At 49.1% G+C, this 19,699-nt stretch carries 15 protein-coding genes; 14 read left to right on the top strand and 1 reads right to left on the bottom strand.

Translation table 11 applies throughout. From position 1 onward, the window contains the following. Window position 1: 1 nt before the first annotated feature. The gene (locus tag B9A14_RS03410) at window positions 2-1,024 is read right to left on the bottom strand and encodes a YeiH family protein (protein ID WP_084664016.1); all 1,023 of its coding nucleotides are present in this window, start codon (window positions 1,022-1,024) and stop codon (window positions 2-4) included. A 266-nt stretch (window positions 1,025-1,290) separates the two neighbouring features. Between B9A14_RS03410 and tig the strand changes: the two genes are divergently transcribed. The 14 genes from tig to mrdA all read left to right on the top strand — a co-directional run bounded on the left by tig (window position 1,291) and on the right by mrdA (window position 19,557). Further along, the gene (gene tig / locus B9A14_RS03415) at window positions 1,291-2,667 is read left to right on the top strand and encodes a trigger factor (protein ID WP_084664018.1); all 1,377 of its coding nucleotides are present in this window, start codon (window positions 1,291-1,293) and stop codon (window positions 2,665-2,667) included. Further along, entirely contained in the window at window positions 2,627-3,226 is a 600-nt protein-coding gene (gene clpP / locus B9A14_RS03420; protein ID WP_084664020.1) for an ATP-dependent Clp endopeptidase proteolytic subunit ClpP, read from the top strand. Before tig ends, clpP begins: the two co-directional genes overlap by 41 nt. A gap of 21 nt (window positions 3,227-3,247) precedes the next feature. Next, window positions 3,248-4,510, top strand: a complete 1,263-nt coding sequence (clpX, locus tag B9A14_RS03425) for an ATP-dependent Clp protease ATP-binding subunit ClpX (RefSeq protein WP_084664022.1) — start codon at window positions 3,248-3,250, stop codon at window positions 4,508-4,510. A 255-nt stretch (window positions 4,511-4,765) separates the two neighbouring features. Further along, window positions 4,766-6,442, top strand: coding sequence for an ATP-dependent protease LonB (gene lonB, locus B9A14_RS03430; protein WP_157110028.1), 1,677 nt, complete (start codon window positions 4,766-4,768; stop codon window positions 6,440-6,442). A gap of 124 nt (window positions 6,443-6,566) precedes the next feature. Beyond that, complete coding sequence (gene lon, locus B9A14_RS03435; protein WP_084664026.1) at window positions 6,567-8,966, top strand: endopeptidase La; 2,400 nt, start codon at window positions 6,567-6,569, stop codon at window positions 8,964-8,966. Window positions 8,967-9,053: 87 nt separating this feature from the next. Further along, window positions 9,054-11,720, top strand: coding sequence for a valine--tRNA ligase (locus tag B9A14_RS03440; protein ID WP_084664028.1), 2,667 nt, complete (start codon window positions 9,054-9,056; stop codon window positions 11,718-11,720). After that, entirely contained in the window at window positions 11,717-13,039 is a 1,323-nt protein-coding gene (locus B9A14_RS03445) for a bifunctional folylpolyglutamate synthase/dihydrofolate synthase (protein WP_084664030.1), read from the top strand. Before B9A14_RS03440 ends, B9A14_RS03445 begins: the two co-directional genes overlap by 4 nt. A gap of 43 nt (window positions 13,040-13,082) precedes the next feature. Then, window positions 13,083-13,739, top strand: coding sequence for a redox-sensing transcriptional repressor Rex (locus B9A14_RS03450; RefSeq protein WP_231967890.1), 657 nt, complete (start codon window positions 13,083-13,085; stop codon window positions 13,737-13,739). Window positions 13,740-13,763: 24 nt separating this feature from the next. Continuing rightward, a complete protein-coding gene (locus B9A14_RS03455) occupies window positions 13,764-14,360 on the top strand; it encodes a Maf family protein (RefSeq protein ID WP_084664034.1) in 597 nt (198 codons plus the stop codon). A 37-nt stretch (window positions 14,361-14,397) separates the two neighbouring features. Continuing rightward, the gene (gene radC, locus B9A14_RS03460) at window positions 14,398-15,087 is read left to right on the top strand and encodes a RadC family protein (protein ID WP_084664036.1); all 690 of its coding nucleotides are present in this window, start codon (window positions 14,398-14,400) and stop codon (window positions 15,085-15,087) included. 27 nt (window positions 15,088-15,114) lie between these two features. Continuing rightward, complete coding sequence (locus tag B9A14_RS03465) at window positions 15,115-16,155, top strand: rod shape-determining protein (RefSeq protein WP_084664038.1); 1,041 nt, start codon at window positions 15,115-15,117, stop codon at window positions 16,153-16,155. Window positions 16,156-16,212: 57 nt separating this feature from the next. Further along, window positions 16,213-17,100, top strand: a complete 888-nt coding sequence (gene mreC / locus B9A14_RS03470) for a rod shape-determining protein MreC (RefSeq protein WP_157109765.1) — start codon at window positions 16,213-16,215, stop codon at window positions 17,098-17,100. Further along, the gene (mreD, locus tag B9A14_RS03475; RefSeq protein ID WP_084664042.1) at window positions 17,012-17,515 is read left to right on the top strand and encodes a rod shape-determining protein MreD; all 504 of its coding nucleotides are present in this window, start codon (window positions 17,012-17,014) and stop codon (window positions 17,513-17,515) included. The genes mreC and mreD overlap by 89 nt, the downstream gene beginning before the upstream one ends. After that, window positions 17,482-19,557, top strand: coding sequence for a penicillin-binding protein 2 (mrdA, locus tag B9A14_RS03480; protein ID WP_084664044.1), 2,076 nt, complete (start codon window positions 17,482-17,484; stop codon window positions 19,555-19,557). The genes mreD and mrdA overlap by 34 nt, the downstream gene beginning before the upstream one ends. Window positions 19,558-19,699 lie beyond the last annotated feature (142 nt).

Consider the following 19,699-nt stretch of genomic DNA (forward strand, 5'->3'; position numbering starts at 1 on the left):
CTTAAAACTGTAACCAGGTTATGACCAAGTAGCCATACAGGGTAAGGAACAGGGAGCCCAGGAACCCTACACTTAAGCCTTTACTTCCTACCCGTCTAACCATATCTAAGTTTACGTTAAGGCCCAATCCAACCATACCCATAGTAAGCAAGAATACCCCTAACTGGATAAGGGAGCTTACTAGGACAGGAGGTAATATGTGCCAGGTGTTAAACATACTTAAGGCTAAAAATCCCAGGATAAACCATGGAAAGGGGAGCTTCTGACAACTAGGTGTGGTTTTATTGCCTCGAAGGTTATAGTATATCCCCAGCAGGAGGACTACAGGTACTAAGAGGGCCACTCTACCCAGTTTGACTAGGATGGCTAGGTCTAGACTATCTGGACCTCCCGCTTGCGCGGCAGCTATAACATGACCTAACTCCTGGAGGGTACTACCAGAAAAAAGCCCGAATTGACTAGATGAGAAGTGAAGTACGGGGTAAAGCAAAGCATACGCTAAGGCCATGAAAGTACCTGCTAAGGAAATAATACCTACAGATATAGCTACTTCTTCTTCATGGGCTTTAATGACTGGAGCGGTAGCAGCAATGGCCGAGGCCCCACATATACCTGTACCTATGGCGATAAGGGAACCGTAATTACCCGGCAATCCTGCTTTTTTAGCTAATAAGGGGATAAAGGTGAGGGCAGTAAATACAATCCCTAGATCTAGGAGTAGGACCTGGGGTCCGGAAGCAAGGATTTGAGGTATATTAAGGCGCAAGCCCAGAAGGATGATACCATAACGGAGCATATTTTTACTAGCAAAAGTGATACCTGGGAAGGCTGTTTCAGGAACTTCCATGAAGTGACGCCAGGCCATTCCCACTAGGATAGCGAGGACCATACTCCCTAAAAGGTTAAGGTAGGGTAGGCTAGCCAGTTGTTTGGCTACCAGGGCCAAAACAAAGGTTAATACCAATCCGGGCACCAGCCCCAGGCTCTGGCTGTTGCCTTGGGCCGTAAGGGGTTTGGTGCTCATATTGAACCTCCTTCTTTAGATTTAATTTTTGAGATTAGAATACCATGGGATCCCGGAAAATGTAAAATATAGAAGATTTATAGCTTCCATTACGGAAAGCATGGGCAATAAGCTTGACAGCTCTACAATATATTTGCTAAAATGCGGCTACGAAGCCAGCCTCGGCCTAAAGCTTCCTTTGGCCGAGGCCTTCTTCTAGCAGGAAATATCCGGGAGATAGCGAAATGATCCTCTAAGTCTAAAACCTTGAGGAGGACGCAGCATAAATGAAGGCTACGGTGGAGAAGCTAGAAAATAACCGGGTAGTTTTGGAAGTGGAGGTAGAAGCTCCCCAGTTAGCTAAAGCCCTCGAGCGAGCTTACCGTAAGTTAGTACGCCAAGTAAATATCCCCGGCTTCCGACGGGGAAAAGCCCCTCGGTTTATATTAGAGCGGTATCTGGGTAAAGAGTCCCTGTATCATGAAGCCATAGATATGGTGGTACCGGAGGCTTACCGCCAGGCCGTAGAGGAGACTAAGATTGAACCCATCGATCGTCCCCAGGTAGAAATAATCCAGGCAGAAGAGGGGCAGCCCCTTATTTTTAAGGCTACCGTAGAAGTTAAACCGGAAGTAACCTTAGGGCAATATAAGGGCTTAGAAGTAAATAAGCCGGAGGTGAAAGTGACCGAGGAAGACGTTGAGCAATACCTCAAGGGTTTACAGGAAAGGTATGCCGAGCTTAAGGAAGCAGAAGACGGAACGGTTCGAGAAGGCGATCTGGTATTTATCGATTTTCAGGGGCTGATCGAGGGTCGTGAATATCCTGGGCTCAAAGGAGAAAATTATCCCTTAGAGATAGGTTCCGGTACTTTTATTGCTGACTTTGAGGCCCAACTCGTAGGGGCTAAAGTAGATGAAGAGCGGGAGGTTAAGGTAACTTTTCCTGAAGGTTATTTCCGTCAAGAGCTGGCAGGGAAAGAGGCAGTTTTCCTCGTCAAAATCCGAGCTATCAAGCGAAAGCACTTGGCTCCTTTAGATGATGAATTTGCCAAGGATGTAAGCGAATTTGAAACCTTAGATGAGCTAAAGGCTGATATTAGGAGACGTCTAGAAAAACAGCGGGAAGAATGGGCTAAGGCTGAAGTTCGTCGCCAAGTAGTAGAAAAGGTGGTGGAAGATGCCCAGGTAGAAGTACCTCAAATTTTGGTGGAACGCCAGATTGACCGTTTAATAGAAGATTTTGCTTTGCGTCTCCATTCCCAAGGGAGTTCGTTAGAGAAGTTTATGGAAAGAACTGGTAAAGATATCTTTAAGCTGCGGGAAGATTTCCGGCCTCGGGCAGAGAAACAGGTCAAGACAGAGCTGGTATTAGAAGCCATTGCTAAAGCAGAGGGGCTTACAGCCACTCCGGAAGAGATAGATAGGGAAATCCAGGAGATGGCTCGTGTGTTAAAGAAGGATCCTTTAGAGGTAAGAGAGAAAATAGGTGATGGCTTAGAACGGCTAAAATATGATATTATAATTAATAAGGCGGCTCAATTCTTGGTAGATCATAGTGTTCCTGTGGTTAAGAATGGAGAAGGCAAAGAGGACCAGGAAGATTCTGGAGGTGGGATAGAAGGTGTCCATTCTGGTACCGATAGTAGTAGAGCAGACCAATAGGGGCGAACGGGCGTATGATATATACTCGCGGTTGTTAAAGGATCGTATTATTTTCCTGGGTAGCGCTATAGATGATCATGTAGCTAACCTGGTTATAGCCCAAATGCTTTTCTTAGAGGCCGAGGACCCGGATAAAGATATCCACCTTTATATCAATAGCCCTGGTGGCTCCATAACAGCCGGAATGGCTATTTTCGACACCATGCAATATATCAAACCAGATGTCTCTACTATCTGTGTAGGGCTGGCGGCGAGTATGGCTGCCTTCCTTCTTGCAGCTGGGGCCAAGGGAAAAAGATATGCCTTGCCTCATAGTGAGATCATGATACACCAGCCCATGGGAGGTACCCAGGGCCAGGCGGTGGATATCGAAATCCATGCTAAGCGTATTATGCGTATCCGAGACTTGTTGAATAAGATTTTAAGTGACATCACAGGAAAACCTTTAGAGGTTATAGCCAGGGATACGGACCGGGATTACTTTATGTCGGCTATGGAAGCTAAGGAGTACGGCCTTATTGACGAGGTGATCACTAAGCGTGAGTTGCCCGCCAAATAGACACAGCGAGGTGAATCTTCAATGTATAAGTATACTGATGATAAAGGGCAACTTAAATGTTCCTTTTGCGGTAAGCTCCAGGATCAGGTAAAGAAGCTGGTTGCGGGGCCGGGCGTATATATATGTGATGAATGCATAGAATTATGCAATGAGATTATAGAAGAGGAACTAAATGAGGATCTCAGTATGGAGCTGGGAGAAATCCCTAAGCCTAAGGAGATCCGAGAAATTCTGGACCAGTATGTTGTCGGCCAGGACCATGCCAAAAAGGCATTGTCTGTGGCCGTATATAATCATTATAAGCGTATTCATTTGGGTATTAAGCTAGAGGATGTGGAAATACAAAAGAGCAATATCCTTATGATCGGGCCTACAGGCAGCGGTAAAACCCTGTTAGCCCAGACTTTGGCCAAAATCCTAAATGTACCCTTTGCCATCGCTGATGCCACCTCCCTCACTGAGGCAGGATATGTAGGTGAGGACGTGGAGAACATCCTCCTTAAGCTTATCCAGGCTGCCGATTACGATGTAGAGAAGGCTGAAAAAGGGATTGTCTATATTGATGAGATAGACAAAATCGCGCGTAAGTCGGAGAATCCTTCCATCACCCGGGATGTCTCTGGCGAAGGTGTGCAGCAGGCCTTGCTTAAAATCCTGGAGGGAACTATAGCTAGTGTACCGCCCCAAGGCGGCCGGAAGCATCCCCACCAGGAGTTTATCCAGATAGATACTACCAATATCCTCTTCATTTGCGGTGGAGCTTTTGAGGGCTTAGACAAGATAATAAGGAACCGGATTTCTCAGAAGACCATGGGCTTCGGGGCTGAAATCCGTAGCAAAAAAGATATTCAGATCGGGGATATTTTAAAGCATGTCATGCCTGCAGATCTTTTAAAATACGGCCTTATTCCGGAGTTCATCGGTCGTCTGCCCATCATTGTTACCCTAGATGCTCTGGATGAGGAAGCCCTTATCCGTGTATTGACTGAGCCACGTAATGCCCTGGTGAAACAATACCAGAAGCTTTTCGAAATGGATGGTGTAAGCCTGGAATTTAAAGAAGATGCCTTGGTGGCCATAGCTCGGGAAGCCCTTAAGCGAGAAACGGGCGCCCGGGGGCTTCGAGCTATATTAGAAGAAGTTATGCTAGATGTCATGTATGAGATTCCTTCTCGAGGTAATGTGACCAAGGTAATAATTACCAAAGATTGTATTTTGCGTAAAGAAGAACCCCTCATCGTGACTGCAGTGGATCGGAAAAAGAAAAAGGAGGAAAGCGCTTAAAGAGATGTAAAAAGAAGTAAGAGATGTAAAGAGATGCAAAAGGAAGAAGTAGATAAAAAGATAAAAATAAATTAAGAGAATAGAGATAAACTCATTAAGGGTAAAATGGCAGCGCAGAGGGCTGCCTTTTTTATTTTTCTGGACCTTTTGGGGAATTGTCTGGATAAAATACTGCCTTACGGCACAACTTAAGAAACAAAAGCATGTAGAAAGGAGCTTAAGTTGGTGCCGGAAAGCACTCTAAATCTTGGCGGAATGCTAGTTTTTTTGCAGGTTTTCCTGGCCGTGGTAGCCGCCATGTATCTAGCTAACCTTTTTAAAACCCAGCCAGGGAACCGGACAGCCATAGAAAAGGAATCCCGTAAGGAGCTAGAAAAACTTAAGCAATTACGCCAGATTGCCTTGACCGAGCCCCTCTCGGAAAAGACCCGTCCTACGAGTTTCGAAGAAATCATTGGCCAGGAAGAAGGCTTAAAAGCCCTACGAGCCGCCCTATGCGGACCTAATCCCCAACATGTGATCATCTATGGTCCTCCGGGAGTGGGCAAGACGGCGGCAGCCAGGCTAGTGCTAGAAGAGGCCAAGAAGAATCCCCTTTCGCCCTTCCGGGAGGATGCTCAGTTTGTGGAAGTAGATGGGGCTACTTCCCGTTTTGATGAGCGGGGTATTGCGGATCCCCTTATAGGGTCGGTACATGATCCTATTTACCAGGGGGCTGGTCCCTTGGGCCTGGCCGGTATTCCTCAACCTAAACCGGGAGCTGTTACTAAAGCCCACGGTGGTATATTGTTTATAGACGAGATAGGGGAGCTTCACCCCATCCAGATCAATAAGCTCCTGAAAGTGTTGGAAGATCGTAAAGTGCTGCTAGAGAGCGCCTATTATAGTTCAGAGGATACCAATATCCCGCCCCATATTCACGACATCTTTAAAAATGGGCTACCTGCCGATTTCCGGTTAGTGGGGGCCACCACCAGGCTTCCACAGGAAATACCGGCGGCCATCCGTTCCCGTTGCATAGAAATTTATTTCCGCCCCCTCCTGCCGGAAGAGATCGGGAGGATCGTAAAAAATGCAGCTCGTAAAATAGAGCTATCCATTGAGGAGGAGGCAGTGGAGATTATAAAGCGGTACGCTACCAATGGTAGGGAAGCGGTAAATATGCTTCAACTTGCGGCCGGGTTGGCTCTTACAGAAGGGCGCCGGGAGATCGCTAGCCAGGATGTGGAATGGGTGGTAAGCTGTGGCCAGTACTCGCCCAGGCCGCAAGCCCGGGTACCTTCAGAACCGCAGGTAGGGGTAGTTAATGGACTGGCGGTATACGGCCCTAATATGGGGATTCTAGTAGAATTGGAAGCCAGCGCACATTTTGTAGGTGGCCGACGGGGTCGAGTGGTAGTTACAGGTGTAGTGGAAGAAGAGGAGATGGGGGGACTGGAGGGCCGACGCCTAAAGAAGAAAAGTATGGCCCGTAACGCGGTGGACAATGTCTTGACTGTATTGAGAAGCCTCCTTAGCCTCGATCCCCTGGATTATGACGTACACCTTAATTTTGCTGGCTCTATTCCTGTGGACGGACCTTCTGCCGGAGTAGCCATGGTGGTAGCCCTTTACTCTGCCTTTACTGGCATTCCAGTAGACAATCGAGTGGCTATGACTGGAGAAGTTTCCTTGCGAGGTTTTGTACGTCCAGTAGGAGGGATAATACCTAAGGTGGAAGCTGCTCGCTTAGCGGGGGTTAAGAAAGTGCTTATACCGGCGGAAAACTGGCAAGAAAATTTCCGCCACCTCCGGGATATCGAGGTAATTCCTATACGCCGCGTACAGGAAGCCTTGGAATATGCCCTCTACCGGGAAAAGCAGATAAACAATCGCGAAACCTTGGCCCACCATCCTCAAGTTTTAAGCGCTTCACCTTTGGTGTTTCGTTAAAGCTCTTCCTTCTACACCTGGGAACCGCTTTTTTCCTATTGCGGAGGTAATCAACATTTCGTAGAATATAATGAAGACCTGGACGAGGAAGTGAGGGGTAAGGGACCTTATGGAGGTGTAAGCTTTGAGTCGGATTCTTCCTTTGCTTCCCTTACGGGGGGTTATCGTTTTTCCTTATACAGTGCTTCATTTGGATGTAGGGCGCGAGCGATCTATAAACGCCATCGAAGCTGCGATGGTTCGTGATAGAGAAATTTTCTTAGCCATGCAGAAGGAAGCCCAAACTGATGACCCGGGTGAAGAAGATATCTATGCTACTGGTACTGTAGCTGAGATTAAACAATTGCTAAAGTTGCCCGGCGGTACTATAAGGATTCTTGTGGAGGGCTTAAGGCGGGGCAGAATAACCCGGTATTTGAGCTATGACCCCTATATGGCCGTAGAGATCCAGGAATATCGGGATGAAGGGGCCACCACCAACGAAGTAGAGGCCCTAATGCGTACCTTAATAAACGAGTTCGAGCATTACGTTAAAATGTCCAAGCGCATACCGCCGGAAACGGTTGTAGCTGTGGTGAGTTTAGAAGAGCCAGGACGGCTAGCAGATGTCATCGCTTCCCATTTAAATCTCAAACTGGTTGACAAGCAGGCTATACTTGAGGCCTTTAATATCCAAGAGCGCTTAGAGCTTTTATGCGAAATCCTGGCCCGGGAGAAGGAGATCCTCGAGCTTGAACGTAAGATAAATTTGCGGGTCAGGAAGCAGATGGAAAAAACCCAGAAGGAATATTATCTCCGGGAGCAAATAAAAGCCATCCAAAAAGAGCTAGGTGAGAAGGATGAGCGGCAGGCTGAAGTTGAGGAGCTACGGGAAAAGATAGCCCAGGCTAAGCTACCTAAGGAAATAGAAGAGAGGGCTTTAAAAGAAGTGGAACGCCTGGAGAAAATGCCCCCCATGGCTGCTGAGGCTACAGTAGTGCGCAATTACCTGGATTGGCTCCTGGCTTTACCTTGGCAAAAGGAGACCCGCGATCGTCTGGATATCAAAGTAGCAGAGAAAATACTAAACGAGGATCATTACGGATTGGAGGAAGTTAAGGAAAGGATTCTAGAGTACTTGGCCATCCGCAAGCTGGCTAAGAAGATGCGTGGGCCTATTCTTTGCTTCGTAGGACCTCCAGGTGTAGGTAAAACTTCTCTGGCCAAGTCTATAGCTCGAGCTTTGCAGCGGAAGTTTGTGCGCATTTCCCTAGGAGGGGTACGGGACGAGGCGGAGATAAGGGGTCACCGGCGCACCTATGTGGGCGCCCTCCCTGGTCGTATCATCCAGGGTATGAAGCAGGCGGGTAGTAAAAATCCAGTATTCCTGCTGGATGAAATAGATAAGTTGAGTTCCGATTTCCGTGGAGATCCTGCCTCGGCTCTACTAGAAGTCCTAGATCCAGAACAGAACTATATGTTTAGCGACCACTATATTGAAGCCCCCTTCGATCTGTCCAAGGTTATGTTTATAACTACAGCCAATGTAGAGTATTCGATCCCCCGGCCCCTTTTAGACCGTATGGAGGTCATCCGTATACCTGGGTACACGGAAGAAGAGAAGATAAAAATAGCCGAGCTTCACCTCATCCCCAAACAGCTAAAGGAGCACGGCTTAAAGAAGGAACAGCTTATTATTTCTGAGAATGCCTTGCGCCGCATAATCCGGGAATACACCAGGGAGGCGGGGGTAAGGAATCTTGAGCGGCAGATAGCCAAGTTATGCCGCAAGACAGCTAAAGAGATTGTTAGTGGCAATACTACCGCGGTAAAAGTGACAGCTCAAAATGTAGATAATTTCTTAGGAGTGCCCCGTTACCGTCATACTCTTGCTGAAGAGGCGGAGGTAGTGGGTGTGGCCCGGGGGCTGGCCTGGACTGAAGTGGGCGGTGAAGTCCTCAACGTGGAAGTGGCGGTACTCCCTGGGAAGGGCAATCTGACTTTGACCGGGAAGCTTGGCGATGTAATGAAGGAGTCTGCCTACGCTGGATTTAGCTACCTGCGTTCCCGGGCGAAAGAATTAGGCCTGCCCCTTGACTTCCACGAAAAGAATGATGTGCATATCCATGTCCCGGAGGGAGCTATACCCAAGGACGGACCTTCGGCCGGTATCACTATGGCTACGGCCATGGCTTCGGCCCTTATGGGTGTGCCTGTACGGAATGATGTAGCTATGACCGGGGAGATAACCTTACGAGGCAGGGTATTGTCGGTGGGTGGAATTAAGGAAAAAGTGTTGGCTGCCCACCGGGCCGGTATAAAGACCGTTATTTTACCCAAAGACAATGAGAAAAATCTAGAGGAGATACCCCCCCAGGTGAAGCGGAAGCTTAAATTTGTTCTGGTGGAGCATATGGATGAGGTTCTAAAAGAAGCTTTGGTACCCTTTGAACGGTCTTCTAGGCAGCCAGCGACAGAAGTAAAAGAAGCCCGGGAAGAGGCGATAACGCAACAGCCCTTGACACATCTTGCCTTAAGTCGCTAAGATATTACAAGGACAAGGATATTTTTCCCTCGTCCCTGCGGCGGATGAGGGGTTTTTTTCTAAGAGAACCCTAAGGAGGAAGCGGGCGTGCCATCAGTTCAGGAATTACCCTCTGTCTATAACCCGCATAAGGTAGAAAATAAGTGGTATCGGGTTTGGGAGGAAGCTGGGTATTTCCGCGCGCCAGTGGAAAATAGAGGCGACCGAAAACCCTTTAGCGTAGTGATGCCCCCCCCTAACGTTACGGGGAGCCTCCATCTAGGACATGCCCTGGATAACACCCTCCAGGACATCCTGGTTCGCTGGCACCGGATGCGGGGGGATGCCACCCTCTGGCTACCTGGGACGGATCATGCAGGCATAGCCACCCAAGCCCGGGTAGAAGAAGAGCTAGCCAAAGAAGGGATTAGCAAGTACGACCTGGGTCGAGAAAAATTCCTAGAACGGGTATGGGCCTGGAAAGAGGAGTATGGTACCCGTATCACTCAGCAGCTGCGCCGCCTGGGGGCTTCCTGCGACTGGAGTCGGGAGCGTTTCACCATGGATGCAGGGTGTTCCCGGGCCGTACGGGAAGTTTTTGTACGCCTTTACCAGGAAGGCTTGATCTATCGCGGAGATTATATTATAAACTGGTGCCCGCGCTGTGCTACAGTTATATCGGATATTGAAGTTGAACATGAGGAAGAACCAGGACACCTATGGTATATACTTTACCCCTTTAAAGAGGGGCAGGGCGGTATAACGGTAGCCACTACCCGTCCAGAAACCATGCTGGGGGATACGGCTGTAGCTGTGCACCCGGATGATGAACGCTACCGCGAATTCGTTGGTCGTACAGTAATTTTGCCCCTCCTAAACCGCGAAATACCTGTTATTGCTGATGAATATGTAGATCCTAGCTTCGGTACCGGGGCTGTAAAGATTACCCCAGCTCACGACCCCAACGATTTTGAAGTGGGCAGGCGCCATGGGCTCCCCTCCATCACGGTTATTGGAAAAGATGCTATAATGACAACCGAAGCTGGTCCCTATGTTGGCCTGGACCGTTATACCTGCCGGGAAAAGGTGGTAAAGGATTTAGAGACGCAAGGGTACCTCATTAAAGTAGAGGAACATACCCATGCGGTAGGCCATTGTTACCGGTGCGGAACGGTTATAGAACCCTTAGTATCTCCCCAGTGGTTTGTGCGTATGAAACCCTTGGCCGAGCCTGCCATCCAGGCTGCTTTAGAAGGACGGGTGCGGTTTGTACCGGAGCGTTTTACTAAGATCTATCTTAACTGGCTGGAGAACATCCGAGACTGGTGTATATCCCGCCAGCTTTGGTGGGGCCATCGTATACCTGTATGGTATTGCCAGCAGTGCGGGGAAGTTATCTGCAGCACTGAGGACCCCATAGAGTGCCCGGCCTGCAGTAGCACCGCCCTGGAGCAGGACCCAGATGTACTTGATACTTGGTTTAGTTCTGCCTTATGGCCTTTTTCTACCATGGGGTGGCCGGACAAGACTCCGGAGCTTGCCCTGTACTATCCTACCTCGGTTTTAGTCACGGGCAGGGATATTATTTTCTTCTGGGTAGCCCGAATGCTTTTCATGGGCCTTAAGTTTATGGGTGAGGTGCCTTTCAGGGAAGTCCTTATCCATGGTCTGGTTTTGGATGCCCAGGGCCGCAAGATGAGTAAGTCCTTAGGAAATGGTGTGGACCCTATGGATGTAATTGAAGAGTATGGGGCTGATACTTTACGCTTCATGTTGATCACGGGTAATACTCCAGGGAACGATCTTCGCTTCCATCCAGAAAGATTAGAGAGCACCCGCAATTTCTGTAATAAGATCTGGAACGCTGCCCGTTTTGTGCTTTTAAATCTTAAAGATTTTAACCCGGAAGGGGAAAGGGCTCCCTATACCCTGCCGGATCGCTGGATATTAAGCCGCCTTAATACTGTCGTGGATGAAGTCACTAAAAACATGGAGGATTACGAAATAGGGGAAGCGGCTAGAAGCTTATATGAATTTTTCTGGGGAGAGTTCTGCGACTGGTATATAGAACTCGCCAAGATCCGCCTCTACGGGGAGGATAAACGAGCCAAGAGTACAGCTCAAAAGGTACTATTAGAAGTCTTAGAGACTTTCCTTAAGCTCCTACATCCCTTTATGCCCTTTATTACCGAAGAAATATGGCATTACCTCCCTGGGGAAAGGTCAAGCATCATGATAAGCCCTTGGCCTAAGGCTCAGGCCCAAGCGATAGACCCTGAGGCCGAAGAAGCCATGTCCTTAATTACTGAGGTAATCCGGGCCATCCGTAACTTAAGGAGTGAAATGCGGGTTACTCCTGGGCGGAAAGTTCGGGTTATCCTGGTGGCAGCGGGAGAGAAAATTCGCCAGGTGTTAGAGGAAGCTTGTAGCTACTTCAGCGCCCTGGCCCAGGCCGAGCCAGTGGAAATACTGGCTGGCCGGGAGCAGCCTTTGCCTAAGGCAGTCTCAGCTGTATGCGGAGGGGTAGAAGTATATCTGCCCTTGGAAGGCCTTGTGGATTATGAAAAAGAAATAACCAGGCTAGAAAAAGAGTTAGCTACCACTCAGAAAGAGCTAGCTCGGGTGCAAGGGAAACTAGCTAATCCTGATTTTCTAGCTAAAGCGCCAGCTGAAGTGGTGGAGAAGGAACGGAATAAGGCAGAAGAGCTACAGGCTAAGGAAGAGGCCCTACGCCAACGCCTGTCTTCTTTAAAGAGCAGAGGTGAAAGGGATTGAACTACCACCAAGCCCTAAAGTTCTTACGCCAGCTTACTAAGTTTGGCATCAACCTTGGCTTAGGCCGTATGGAGGAGCTGCTGCGGCGGTTGGGGGATCCCCACCGGCGGCTCCGTTTTTTTCATATTGGGGGAACCAATGGTAAGGGTTCGGTAGCGGCTATGGTGGCAACTATACTACAGGTTGCAGGCTACCGGGTAGGCCTTTTCACTTCCCCCCATTTGCATAGTTACACTGAGCGTATCCGCTTAGATGGTCAGGAGATCCCGAAAGAAGACGTAGCTTATCTTTTAACTCTCCTGCGACCTGTTCTAGAGGATATGGTAAAGGATGGCTTTGAACATCCTACAGAGTTTGAGGTAACTACCGCCCTGGCGTTGTATTATTTTGCAGAAGTAAAGCCTGATTATGTAGTACTAGAGGTAGGGTTAGGAGGTTCCATTGATTCTACTAACATAATTCCTGCTTCGGAAGTGAGTATAATCACCAACGTAGGGTTAGATCATATGGAGTACTTGGGTGCCACCCTTCCGGAAATAGCCCGGGAAAAGGCCGGTATAATTAAAGAAGATGGTGTGGTGGTTACTGGTGTGGATAAACCTGAACCCTTGGAGGTAATTGAAAAGGCTTGCCAGCAAAAAGGGGCCACCCTTTACCGGCTAGGAAGGGACATCCACTTTAAAGAAGTGGCTCTTTCCCAGGAAGGGGGAGAGTTAGACTGGGAAGGGTTGGGCCGGTGTTACCAGGGGCTTAAGATATCCCTTCTAGGACGCCACCAGCTTATTAACGCCTCTCTAGCTGTGGCCGCCATTGAAGCTGCCCGCCGGCACCGGGGTCTAAGGGTTACTGAAGACCAGATCAGGGAAGGTCTAGCGAAGGTTTTTTGGCCTGGCCGGCTAGAAGTTGTGGGTAAAAATCCCCTGGTAATTTTAGACGGAGCCCACAATTACGATGGCGCCCTAGCTTTAAAGCAGGCTTTAGAAGAAATTTTTTCTTATCGCCACCTAATTTTGGTTTTAGGAATGCTGGCGGATAAGGAAAGGGAAAAGATGGTAAGTTTATTGGCTCCCCTGGCCCAAAGAGTGATAGTGACGCGACCGAATAGCCCCAGGGCCGGGGACTGGGAAAAACTAGCCTTTTATGCCAGGCGGTTTACACCCCATGTACAAGCAGTTAGGAACATTTCCCAAGCTTTACAGATAGCTTTAAGTCTAGCAGGGCCTGAGGACTTGATTTGCGCCACTGGATCTTTGTACATGATAGCTGACGCTAGGAAATGGTTTCTAAAGCATAAAAAAGAGGATTTTGCAGTTAAATAGCGAATAGGACAAAATCAAGGTTTGGAACAAGGAGGAGATGAAAGTGCTAAAGACACTGAAGATCCCCGAGGCCACTATAATGCGCCTTTCGGTATATTCGCGTTTCTTAGCAGAGGCAGATCGCCAGGGTATAGTGACTATTTCTTCCGGAGAGATAGCGGAAGGGGTAGGGGTTAGCCCGGCTCAGGTACGTAAAGACCTAGCTTATTTTGGTGAGTTTGGTACCCGCGGGGTGGGCTACAATGTAAAAGACCTGTACTGGCATATTATAAAAATACTGGGCCTCAATACTACCTGGCCCATGGTCATAATCGGGGCCGGGAACTTAGGAACCGCCTTATCCATGTACGGTGGTTTTCGTGAGAGGGGCTTTAAGATAGTAGGCATCTTTGATATAGCCCCCCATAAGATAGGTTACCGCTTAAACGGAGTAGAAATTTACAGCATGGATAGGTTAGCGGAGATAATTGAGAGAGAGAAGGCCCAGATCGCCATAATTGCGGTACCAGCCGATCAAGCACAAATTGTGGCGGATGAGCTCGCTAAGACTTCCATTCGCGGCATTCTAAACTTTGCGCCTCGGGTGATCAATGTACCAGACCATATTGAGGTACGCAATGTAGATTTAACTGTTAACTTAGAGATTTTAACCTTTAACCTAGCCTTCCGAAAAAACCTTAAGGCGTACCAAGAGGCCTAAAGGCGCTGGAAGGAGAGGCTTAAATTGCCACAGTTAGTTTTGGCTTCGGCTTCGCCCCGGAGGCAAAGGCTTTTAGCCCAGTTAGGTCTTGATTTTTTGACCATTCCCAGCGATATTGAAGAAGGGGATTATGCTGGTCTGCATACTGGCCTGCCTCCTGCGGAGCGGGTGACAGCCCTGGCTCGGGCCAAGGCGGAAATGGTGGCCCGGGGCTTATCTGATGCTATAGTCCTGGGAGCCGATACCATTGTGGTATGCCAGGGACAGGTGCTGGGTAAGCCGGCCTCGGCCGAAGAGGCGGAAGCCATGCTTTCCTTCTTAAGCGGGAAAAGCCACGAAGTTTATACAGGGATAGCGTTGGTCAGGGTCCCGGGCATGATTTTCCGGCAGGCCTGGGAACGTACAGAAGTGCGTTTCCGCCAGCTTAGTGCACGAGAGATCAAGGCCTACGTGGCTACTGGTGAGCCCTTGGATAAGGCTGGAGCGTACGGTATCCAAGGCTTAGGAGCTCTCTTAGTAGAAAGTATTTGCGGTGACTTTTTTAATGTGGTGGGGTTGCCCCTGGTACGCACGGTAGCCCTTTTACAGGAGTTCGGGATCGATCCGTGGAATAGGACCTAGCCTCTAAAGGGAGGCCCAGGAAGGATGCAGGGGAAGAATGGCACGCTACCCAGGAAGAACTATTAAGGATCTACCTGAAGACTTGCGACCACGGGAGCGAATGTTAGCTTTCGGCGCCCAGTCCCTCTCTAATGCTGAGTTGTTGGCCATTCTTATAAGGACAGGCACCCCGCAGGAGACAGCCCTAGAATTAGCTCAAAGGCTTTTATCCCAACCTGGGGGCTTACGTTACTTGGCGGAAACCTCTTTAGAAGAACTTAAAGACCAAAAGGGTATCGGGTTAGCTAAGGCTGCCCAAATCAAGGCGGCCATTGAGCTAGGGCGAAGGCTAAGAATCTTTCGGCCGGAGAGGCCTTTGATCCATACCCCAGCTGATGCCGCCCATCTCCTTATGGACGAGATGAGATACCTGGACCGGGAGCACTTCCGCACCATTTCCCTTAACACCAAGAATCGGGTCCTGGCTATAGATAATGTGGCGGTGGGTAGCCTCAACTCTTCCTTTGTGCATCCCCGGGAGGTCTTTAAAGGACCGGTGCGGAGGAGTGCGGCAGCTGTTATCTTGGTCCACAACCATCCCAGTGGAGATCCTTCACCTAGCCTGGAAGATATACAGGTTACCAGGCGGTTGGTGGAAGCAGGCAAAATCCTGGGAATAGAAGTTTTGGACCACCTTATTTTAGGAGACGGTTCTTTTGTCAGTATGAAAGAGAAGGGTTTGCTATAAATTCCTTTTTAGGAAGGAGAAAGAGTCATGGTTTTTGCCCGGGATATCGGGATCGACTTAGGTACTGCTAATACCTTAGTTTACGTCCGTGGAAAAGGTATCGTCTTGCGGGAACCCTCAGTAGTGGCCATCCGCCGGGACACAGGTCAGGTTTTAGCTGTGGGTGAGGCTGCCAAAAGGATGATCGGTCGTACGCCGGGGGACATTGTTGCTATCCGGCCTTTAAAGGATGGTGTAATAGCTGATTTCGACGTTACCCAGAGTATGTTGCGTTATTTTATACAGAAGGTGATCCCTAAAGGCTTTTTTGTACGCCCCCGGGTGGTGGTGGGGGTCCCTTCGGGGGTTACTGCTGTAGAAGAAAGGGCTGTACGGGAAGCAGCTATCCAAGCTGGTGCAAAGGAGGCTTATCCTATTGAAGAACCTATGGCTGCAGCCATAGGTGCTGGCCTTCCTGTATATGAACCTACGGGGAATATGATAGTGGATATCGGTGGAGGAACCACAGAAGTAGCTGTTATCTCCCTAGGAGGTATTGTTACTTCCCGGTCTATCCGCATTGGTGGCGACGAAATGGATGAAGCCATCGCCCAGCACATTAAAAGGAACTATAACTTAATGATAGGCGAGCGTACAGCTGAAGAGATCAAGATCGAGATAGGCGCTGCCTATTTCGGGAATACAGAGGAGGACGAAGCCCGCAGGAAACGCACTTATGCTGTTCGTGGGCGCGACCTAGTTACTGGCCTGCCTAAAACCATAGAGGTTACGGCCGAAGAGATTAAAGAAGCCCTTTCCGAACCGGTGGCAGCTATCTTAGAAGCTATAAAAGTTTGCCTGGAACGCACCCCTCCTGAGCTAGCTGCTGATCTTATGGATAGGGGTATCGTTATGGCTGGAGGAGGTGCGCTGCTTTGGGGTTTGGATCGCTTAGTGAGCCAGGAGACCGGCATGCCGGTGAATTTAGCCGAAGATCCCCTTACTGCAGTAGCTTTAGGTACTGGGAAAGTGCTGGAAAATCTAGAGGAACTAAAACGAGTGCTTTTTGCGGTCCGGCGGCACGGGTAGAAGGGGTGTCTTACCTTGCGCGGGCTGGGGGGGAGGCTGTTTTCCTTACTGGGGTTTATGATAATGGGGGGCTTCTTTATTTTTTTACTACGCTGGTCAGGACCAGTAGATGCACCTTGGAGCCTGACTAGTGGGGTCTTGAAGGAAACCATGGCGCCCTTAACAGGCGCCCTAACCTGGGCTATGGGTAAGGTCCAGGGCTCGCTAGATGCCCTTTCCAGTTGGGGGCGGAACCAAGCAGAAAACGAGCAATTAAAACGACAGGTAGCTGAATTGCAGGCTAAAATTATCCAGATGGAGGAGTATCGCCAAGAAAACTTACGACTGAAACAGCTGTTAGCTTACAAGGAGGCTACTGCTTCTAAATGGCAACTAAAGGTGGCTCCAGTTGTCGCCCGGAGCCCTAGCAACTGGTTCAGCACCCTGACTATAGGCCTTGGGGCTACTGACGGGGTGCGTAAAGATCAGGTGGTTCTTACCCCGGCGGGTGTTGTGGGGCGCATCATCCAGGTTTTCCCTAAAACCTCGGAAGTCTTACTCCTTTTAGACCGCGAGGGAGCAGTGGGGGCTATGGTCCAGTCTAGCCGTCTTCTAGGAGTAGTGGAAGCGAGCCCTGACTACCGTGGGTACCTGCAAATGATCCACCTGGCCCATGACGCGCCTATCCAAGAAAATGATATAGTCCTCACCTCTGGCCTAGGAGGGATTTTTCCTAAAGGGTTGCCCATAGGCAGGGTTGTAAAGGTAATGCTAGAACCTGATGGACTAATGAAGCGGGCCATAATTGAACCGGCTGTAGACTTTAACCGCCTAGAAGAAGTATTAGTGATAACCCAAATTTTAAAGGGGGCAGGAGATGCCGACGATAGCCTTGATCCTTATGGGGGCTCTCAGCCTTATCCTGGAAGCCACCGTCCTACAAGCCTTCCAAGTAGCCGGCGTTAAACCAGATCTGCTCCTTATCCTTTTATCCTTCTATGCTTTGTCTCATGGAAATTGGTACGGGGCTCTTCTTGGGGCAGTCTATGGCCTCATGGAAGATATGTATCTAGGCCGCTCTTTAGGATTAAACGCTTTAGTAAAAATGCTAGTGGGGTATGCTGTGGGATGGGGTCAGGAGAAACTTAACCGTGATAACCCGCTAGTTCCCGTCCTAGTAGTCTGGCTAGCCACCCTAGGTGCTGGGTTCCTATTCTTGCTAGTAGCCCCCTTGGTGGGCCTTCATTATCCCTGGGGATTAAGTTGGGTGAAAACTATAGTCCCAGTTTCGGTTTATAATGCCTCCTTAGCCTTCTTAGGCCAGAGTCTTAAGCGGGAGGGAACAGAATGGTTGGCCAGGCGAAGGAGCCTTGGAAGTTAAAGCTTGATGGCCGCTTAAACGTGTACTTGGTCTTTATCATTTTTGTCTTTTTGCTCCTTTCGGCCCGGCTCTTCTTCTTGCAAGTGGTGAACGCCCAGGAATTTGCCCGTCAATCGGCCCAAAATAGCATACGCTTGATTCCCATTGAAGCTAGACGGGGCGATATCTTGGACAGTAAAGGTAGAGTGCTGGCCACTAGCCAGCCAGTCTACGTAATAACCTTTAGCCCTGTTCCCAACACCGATACAGATACAGTCATTCGCCGTTTGGCTGAGCTTTTGGGGGATCCGGAGCTTACAGCAGAGGCTATTTGGGAAAAGATTAAAAACAATCCCTACCGTTATGAACCTGCGGTTATTAAAAGGTTTCCCTCTAGTCCTGAGGCCATGGCCGTAATTACTCGTTTAGAAGAGAGACGACTGGAGCTCCCAGGGGTAAATATATCGGTTGAACCTCAGCGCTTTTATCCCCATGGTTCCTTGGCCGGCCATATCCTGGGTTTTGTTGGGCAGATTACCCGGGAGGAACTTCTAGAGCGACAAGGGAGTAACTACCGCCTTAATGACAAGATAGGTAAAAGTGGTATCGAACGTTACTTAGAATACGAGAAGGAGGGAAGCCTTGAGTTTGGCCTTAAGGGTAAAGACGGAGCTGAACAGGTGGAGGTCAATGCCTTTAACCGGAAAATACGCGATCTTTTAACCATCCCACCAGCTCCGGGAGACACTGTAGAGCTTACTATTGATCTTGACCTCCAAAAGACTTTAGAGGCGGCCATGGACCAAGTTATAGCTGAGGAAAAGAAAAAGAATCCTAAGGCGGGTGCTGGGGCGGCAGTGGTTTTGGATGTTAAGACAGGAGCTATCCTGGCCATGGCCAGTAAGCCAGATATGGACCCTAACGATTTTGTCAATGGCGGCTACGCTAAAAAGCAAGCCTATTATAACGATGAACATCTTAAACCCTTATTTAACCGTGCAGTCCAGGGTACTTATCCGCCAGGCTCTACCTTTAAACCCATTACAGCCCTTGCTGCCCTTCTATCTGGGGCTGTAAGACCCCAGGATGCCATCTACTGTAGCGGGCGCTACTTTAAACCAGGAGGGCTAGATTGCTGGCAGTCCCACGGTCGTGTGGATCTAGAACGGGCTTTGGCTGTTTCGTGCAATACTTACTTCCAGTGGGCTGGCGAGATGGCGGGTATCAAGATGATCGATAGCGTAGCTGAGCAGTTCGGGTTAGGTTCTTCTACTGGGGCCCTGGGGGTTTTGGGAGAAGCGAAAGGGATTTTGCCTTCCCCTACTTGGAAAAAGGAGGTAAATACAGCTATATTGCAGAGATGGCTAGAGAAGCGCCAGGCGGATATAGAAAAAAAGTACGCTGAGCTTCTGGCCTCGGCCTCTCCAACCCAGAGGGAACGCCTCCTTAAACAAAAGGAACAGGAATTACGCCAACTTAGAGCTACCTATGAAATAACCTTCAATTTTGAGACTACTTGGCAACCCTTTGACACCTACAATACCGCCATAGGCCAAGGAGCCAATAGTTTCACTATCCTTCAACTAGCCAATTATGTGGCCACCTTGGCCAATGGTGGTACCCGCTTAAGACCTTTCTTGGTCAAGCGGGTAATATCTCCTGACGGGCAGGTTAAAAAGGAATATCAACCGGAGGTAATTCGTAAGGTAGATATCCCATCCGAAATTCTAGAAGAAGTACGGCGAGGGATGCTAATGGTGACTCAGTCGCCGGAGGGTACGGCTTCTTTTTTGTTCCAGGATTTTCCACCATCTATTAAGGTGGCAGCCAAAACCGGTACTGCCCAGACCGGGTTAGCTGGTGATGATAAAAGCCGGGACTTTTATGGGTTGTTTATAGCTTTTGCTCCCTATGATGATCCTCAAATTGCCTTTGCGGGAGTTATTGAGTATGCTCGGCATGGTGGAGATTCGGCGGGTAAGGTAGCCCGGGAGGTCTTCGCCCGGTATTTTGGCCTTCCTTCTGGAATGACCTCAAGTGTTGGAGCCAGGGCAGTAGAATAAGTTTGGTTTATGTCGTATTTTTTGAGAAAGGAGGAGAAAAAAGCGCCCGGCTTTTTTCCTCTTACGGCAGGATTTACCTAATTCTCGTAGAAAGTAAAAAACATTACTAATTACCTCAGGTAAATTCTTATGGAGGAGTTCC

The sequence above is a fragment of the Thermanaeromonas toyohensis ToBE genome (assembly GCF_900176005.1).
GTDB lineage: Bacteria > Bacillota > DSM-521 > Neomoorellales > Neomoorellaceae > Thermanaeromonas > Thermanaeromonas toyohensis.